The organism is Streptomyces sp. DvalAA-14 (genome assembly GCF_900091855.1).
Classification (GTDB): domain Bacteria; phylum Actinomycetota; class Actinomycetes; order Streptomycetales; family Streptomycetaceae; genus Actinacidiphila.
Genome location: NZ_FMCH01000193.1, coordinates 1 through 5,728 on the forward strand (window position 1 = coordinate 1; position 5,728 = coordinate 5,728).

General features: G+C 73.7%; 6 protein-coding genes. All 6 read right to left on the bottom strand.

Translation table 11 applies throughout. The annotated features are described in order from the left end of the window. Positions 1–396 (bottom strand): transglycosylase family protein (locus GA0115240_RS09575; RefSeq protein WP_237554751.1); only part of this gene is annotated, 396 nt, incomplete at its 3' end. Positions 397–710: 314 nt separating this feature from the next. Further along, on the bottom strand, positions 711–1,967 hold the full coding sequence (locus GA0115240_RS09580) for a cytochrome P450 family protein (protein ID WP_093736232.1): 1,257 nt from the start codon (positions 1,965–1,967) through the stop codon (positions 711–713). Between the two features lie 39 nt (positions 1,968–2,006). Further along, the gene (locus GA0115240_RS09585) at positions 2,007–2,738 is read right to left on the bottom strand and encodes an endonuclease V (protein WP_093736233.1); all 732 of its coding nucleotides are present in this window, start codon (positions 2,736–2,738) and stop codon (positions 2,007–2,009) included. A 4-nt stretch (positions 2,739–2,742) separates the two neighbouring features. Then, entirely contained in the window at positions 2,743–3,837 is a 1,095-nt protein-coding gene (locus GA0115240_RS09590) for a MazG family protein (RefSeq protein ID WP_093736235.1), read from the bottom strand. A 73-nt stretch (positions 3,838–3,910) separates the two neighbouring features. Further along, on the bottom strand, positions 3,911–4,579 hold the full coding sequence (locus GA0115240_RS09595; protein ID WP_093736234.1) for a SurA N-terminal domain-containing protein: 669 nt from the start codon (positions 4,577–4,579) through the stop codon (positions 3,911–3,913). A 235-nt stretch (positions 4,580–4,814) separates the two neighbouring features. Continuing rightward, complete coding sequence (locus GA0115240_RS09600; protein ID WP_346267931.1) at positions 4,815–5,573, bottom strand: DUF1906 domain-containing protein; 759 nt, start codon at positions 5,571–5,573, stop codon at positions 4,815–4,817. Positions 5,574–5,728 lie beyond the last annotated feature (155 nt).

The following is a 5,728-nucleotide window of genomic DNA, read 5'->3' on the forward strand; positions in this document are numbered from 1 at the left end:
CGGCCCGGTCGACGGTGTGTGCTCGCCGGGCTGCGCCGGAGTGGGCTGGGCGGCGGGGCCGGTCGGCGCCGGGGTCTGGAGCAGGCCCGTGCCCTCCTCGCAGCCGGGCCAGGCGCCCGGGCCGAGTTCGGTCAGCATCGTCTCGGCCACGGCTATCTGGTCCGCCTCGGAGGCGAGGTCGGGCCGCTGGGCGTACGCGTCGCCGCCGTACTGGTCCCAGGTGTCCTGGGTGATGGCGAGGCCGCCGTAGAAGCCGTTGCCGGTGTCGGAGTGCCAGCTGCCGCCGGTCTCACAGAACGCCACCCGGTCCCAGGTGGTCTGGTCGGCGGCGTGGGCGGTCGCCGCGCCGAAGAGCGGCAGCGCGATGCCGGCGCCTGTCGCGGCGGCGGTCGCCATGGTCACCTTCGCCGCGGAGGGCGGGCGCGGGCGTCGATGCCGGCCGTTGCCTGACGAGAGCATTGCGGTCGCCTTTCTTTCTGGCCTTACGCGTCCTCGCGCGCCGCTTCGGTCCTGTTGACCTGCGGACTCGGCCGATTCGGCCGGGCTGCTGTCCGCGACGGTGCGCGACGGTGGGGATGGACGCGTCCCGCGAGCCGTGCGTGCCTCGCGTTGACCGCAGAACGTAGCGGGGTTGACCGCCGGATCACAAGCCGATGTAGCGATCATCACGTCCGGGTCACGGTGATGACGGACCGTCACCTGACCGGTGGTTACCGGCCGGTGTCTTTGTGCTGAACCCCGGCGGGGGTCTCGGCGCCGAACTCCACCGGCAGCGTGCGCAGTCCCCGCATGATCAGACCGCCGCGCCAGCGCAGTTCCCCCGGATCGACGGCCAGCCGCAGATCGGGCAGCCGGGTGAGCAGGGCCGCCAGCGCCGTCCTGGCCTCCAACCGGGCCAGCGGGGCGCCGAGGCAGTAGTGGATGCCGTGCCCGTACCCGAGGTGCGGATTGTCCCGGCGGGCCAGATCCAGCGTGTCGGGTCCCTCAAAACGCGCCGGGTCGCGATCGGCGGCGGCCAGTACCACCAGCACCGGGTCGCCGGCCGCGATCGCCCGGCCGCCGATGGTCAGCGGCGCGGTGGCGTAACGCCAGGTGGCCAGCTCCACCGGGCCGTCGTGGCGCAGCAGTTCCTCGACGGCGGTCTCCAGCAGGGCGCTCTCGCCGCGGGCCAGCGACTCCTGGAGCCGGCGCCGCTCGGCGGGGTGCCCGAGCAGGGTGTGCACGCCGTTGCCGATGAGGTTCACCGTCGTCTCGAAGCCGGCGAAAAGCAGGATGAAGGCCATCGCGGCGGCCTCGTTGCCGGTCAGCTGCTCGCCGTGGTCGCTGGCCCGGATCAGACCGGAGATCAGGTCGTCGCCGGGGTCGTCGCGCTTGCGCTCGATCAACTCGACCAGATACGCCCGCATCCGCTTGACCGACCGCGCCACACCGCCGCGCGGGCCGCCCCCGTGCCGGATCATCATCCCGGCCCAGGCGCGGAAGTCGTCCTGGTCCTCGGCGGGCACGCCCAGCAGGTCGCAGATGGCGTGGATCGGCAGCGGGAAGGCGAACTCATGGATCAGGTCCGCCTGCCCGCGCCCCGCGAAGCCGTCGATGAAGCGGTCCGTCAGCTCCGCCACCCGGGGCGCGAACTGCGCGACCCGGCGCGGCGTGAACGCCTTCGACACCAGCCGCCGCAGCCTGGTGTGGTCCGGCGGATCGATATTGAGCAGATGCGTCATCAGATCGGCGCCGCGCTCCCCGGGGATCCCCGTCTTCCCGCGCGCCCGCGGATCCTCGGCGTGGTGCACCGGATTCTTGCTCAGCCGCCCGTCCGCCAGCGCCTCGCGCGCCTCGGCGTACCGCGTCACCAGCCACGCCTCGACCCCGCTGGGCAACCGCGTCCAGCGCACCGGCGCGTGCTCCCGCAGCCAGGCGTAGGCCGGATACGGGTCGGTGGCGAACTCCCAGGTGAAGAGCTCGGGCATCGGGGCATCGCGGTCCAGGGGCTGTGTCACGCTGCGACGCTAACCGGTGCTCCGCGGCGGCCGAGTCGCGGGTGCGCTCGCCGCCGCCAGGGCCGTGCGGGAGAGGTGGTCGGCCTGGCGGGTGGTCTCCGGAAGGCGGTAGGCGGGGGCCAGGGCCAGCACGAGATCGGTGAGGGTGGGCAGGTCGATCAGGTGTCCGGTGGAGATGAACACCGGCTTGACGTCGGTCCGGGTGCGCAGGGCGCGGCCGACGGTCTCGCCGCCGTCGGTGAGTTCGGCCCAGGAGCCGCGCGGCAGGTGGAGCGCGGCCGGGTCGTAGCTCCCGGTGAAGAGGGTCTTGGCGACTCCGGCGCTCGGCAGGCCGGTCAGCACGCCCAGATGGCTGGCGAGGCCGAAACGGCGGGGGTGCGCCAAGCCGTAGCCGTCGCAGAGCAGCAGGTCGGGCGTGGTGGTCAGGGTGCGCAGCGCGTCGATGAGCACCGGCAGCTCGCGGAAGGCGAACAGGCCGGGGACATAGGGGAAGCTCGTCGTGGTGACGGCGGTGGTCTGCTCGACCACGGTGAGGGTGGCCGTGTCGATGACGACGACTCCGGCGGCCACCAGGTCGCCGGTGCCGCGGCCGTCCCCCGCGTAGGCGACATCGAGGCCCGCGACGGTGCGGGGCGCGGCGGACCCCGGCCCCCGCTCGTCGACCAGGGGCCGCAGCCGGTCCTGGATCGCGAGCGCCTCGCCCTCGTCGGCCGGCCAGGCGTGCGGCACCTCCACCCGCATGCGGCTACACGTCCCCGGCCTCGGGGTCGGCGCCGGGGCCGACCGGGTCCCCGGGGTCCTCGCCGCGGCGCCGGGCCTCCGCCGCGCGGACAGCGGTGCGGTAATGCCGGGCGGCGTGGCGCAGGGCGGCTTCCGGGTCGAGGCCTCCCGCCTGCGCGGCGGCGGCCTGGGCCAGCAGCTGCCGGCCGAGCCGGACCTCGTCCGTGGGCGCCGGATCGTACGGCTCCGGTGCGGCGGCCGGCAGCGGCAGACCGGCCGCCCGCGCGCGGCCGGCCAGTTTGGCGGCCAGCGCCAGCGCCGGGGAGGCGAGCGGGACGCCGTCGGTGACCGATTCCCGCCGCTTCTCGACGCCTTTGAGCCGTATCCAGTTCGCCTGCACCTGCTCCGGGGTCTCGGCCACCTCGTCACCATAGATGTGCGGATGCCGGTGCACGAGCTTGGCGACCAGACCCGCGGCCACATCGTCGATCCCGAACGGCTCGTCCGGATGGCCGCCGGCGATCGCCGCGTGGAAGACCACCTGGAGCAGCACGTCCCCGAGCTCCTCGCGGATCGCCTCCCGGTCCCCCTCCTCGATCGCCTCGACCAGCTCGTACATCTCCTCGATGCCGTACGCGGCGAGCTCTTCGTGGGTGCGCAGACTGCTCCACGGGCACTCGGCCCTGATCCGGTCCATCACCTGGACGAGGTCCAGCAGGCGCGCGCCCGGCAGGTCCCAGGAGCCGGGCAGCAGCTCCAGATCGGGCATCTGGACCCGTCCGGAGCCGCCGAGCCGTGCCAGCTCGTCGGTGACGGCAGGCGCCGCGCCGCCCGACGGCGGCAGGTAGACCACGGTACGGCCGCCGGACGTCGCGTCCACCAGCTCCTGCCCGCGGGGGTCGGCGATCTCCACCGCCACCCCGGCCTCCCGCAGGTACGGCAGCTGCGGATGCCCGGGGTCCGGGCACACCACCCGGGCGGCCTCCTGCAGTGTCCGCCAGGCCGGCCAGGACAGCTGGCCGGGGGCCACCCGGTGGCTGCTGGTGAGCAGCACCAGCCGGCCCGGCGCGGCTGCCCCGCCGGCCGCGTCGTGCGCTTGTGCCTCGTCTACGTCCTTCACCACTCGAACGTACCTCGGGCCACTGACAGCGCGATCACGTGGCCCCGCGCGGGGCCGCGGCGGGCGACGGGGATCAGGCGCCGCCGCTGCCGGCGGTGAGGGAGGTGGCGACCTGCGTCTTGTCGACGACCCACGGGTCGCTCTGCGCGCCGATCGTGCCCTTCTTCGCGTCCCAGGTGCCGTAGCGCGGATTGACGCGCACACCGACCGACGTGGCGGTCTTGGCCAGCGCCTGCGACAGCGCGGTGTTGCCGCCGTCGCTGCCCGGCTGGAGGCCGAGGCTCTGGATGAGCTTGCCGGAGGCCACGTCCCGGTAGAAGAAATGGGTGACGTCGGACTTCGCCACGCCGTAGTTGACCAGCAGGGTGCTGTCGAGCTGGGACTCGCTCCCGCCGAACTGGGCGAGCGCTGCCTGGTGGTCCTTTTCCACCTCGCTGTCGCTGACGCTGACCTTGGCGTCGGCCAGCGCCTGGTCGAGCACCTCGTCCTCCACCAGCCGGCCCAGCATCTGCGTCGACAAGTCGCCGGCCGAGTCGAGCAGTTGCGCGCCCTGCGGGGTCGCCCCGGCGGCGGTGCGCAGCTCGTTGACCTCCGACTGGAGGGTGGAGACCTTGATCCGGTGCTGGCCGACCACCGCCGCGGAGCCCGCGTCGGAAGCTCCCGAGTCGCACGCGGTGAGGGCGGGTGCGGCGAGCAGCAGCCCGGCGGCGGCGATCGAAAGGGCGGTGCGGCGGCGGACCATGGTGCCTCCCGGCGGGGCGTGAGCCTCGCGAAGCTGACGTGATGGCGATGATCGATCGAACACGAGGATATTGAGCCGGGGCCGCCGATATCCAGCACTCTGCCGAACGTGATCCTCGCCGGGGGCGGTCTGTGCGTGCGCTGTGGACGCTATCAGCCGGGCGGAGCGGCGCTTTCCTGCCGCCCCGGCAGGGGTTGCGGCCCCGGCGCCGTCCGGCTCGTCCCGGTTCGGGTCCTCAGCCGACGTTGGCGACCGGCGCGTCCCAGGCGTCGCGGTCCACGGTGAGCTTCACCCCGCCGTAGGTCTCCGTCGAGTTCACCTGGTACTGGTGGCCCCGCCGGTGCCCGGTCCACAGGTCGGACGCGAACGGGAAGCCGGTGGTGGTGGTGTTGCCGCCGTCGTAGCGCGCATACCACAGGGCGTCCGGCATGTCCTTGACGGTGGGCTCGGCCTGGGCGACGGCGGCGGCGCTGGAGGAGGTGAAGCCGTAGAAGCCCGCCCAGTAGCTGTGCAGGTGCAGCGCCTTGTCCCAGGCCTGGATGTACGTCAGCACGGAATTGACGCAGGAGGTGTCGCTGGTGTCGTACGCCTCCATGTCGAGGTAGATCGCGCCGGAGGAGCGCATGCCGAGCGCCTTGGCCTCGCTGACCGCGTCCGCGCCGTCGGCGGCGCCCAGCGAGGCGGCGTTGGCCGCGGTGATCCGCTCGGGGTTGCCGCTGGTCTGGCAGGGCGGCTGGGCTCCCACGTACAGCGGGATGAGCTTCCAGCCCGCCGAACTCACCGTGTCCACCCAGGAGGCGGTGAGCTGCGGCTGGGCGCAGCCGCGGTTCTGGCCGCCGATGTAGACGGCGGCGGCGCGGTAGGGGCTGCTCGCCTTCCACGCGCTCATCTTGCTCGCGCTGGGCGCGGTGCAGGTGTCGAAGGCCAGACCGGTGAAGACGACCGCGGTGGACGGGGGCGGCGGGCTCGGCAAGCGGTCGCCGCCGATCGTGATCGGTCCGCCGTGCTTGCTGCCGCCGGCCGTGGCGGTGGCGTTCGGGGCGGCGGTAGTCGGGGTCGCGGTCACACCCGCGCTCTTCGTCTTCGCCGCCGCGCCGCCGGACGGGGTCGCCGGGGAACTCGCCTTCGCGGTGGCGGACTTCGCGGCGC

Coding starts and splice junctions, on each gene's coding strand:
- GA0115240_RS09580 (WP_093736232.1), bottom strand. CDS start 1,967: ATGCCCGAGCTCTTCACCTGGGAGTTCGCCACCGACCCGTATCCGGCC.
- GA0115240_RS09585 (WP_093736233.1), bottom strand. CDS start 2,738: ATGCGGGTGGAGGTGCCGCACGCCTGGCCGGCCGACGAGGGCGAGGCG.
- GA0115240_RS09595 (WP_093736234.1), bottom strand. CDS start 4,579: ATGGTCCGCCGCCGCACCGCCCTTTCGATCGCCGCCGCCGGGCTGCTG.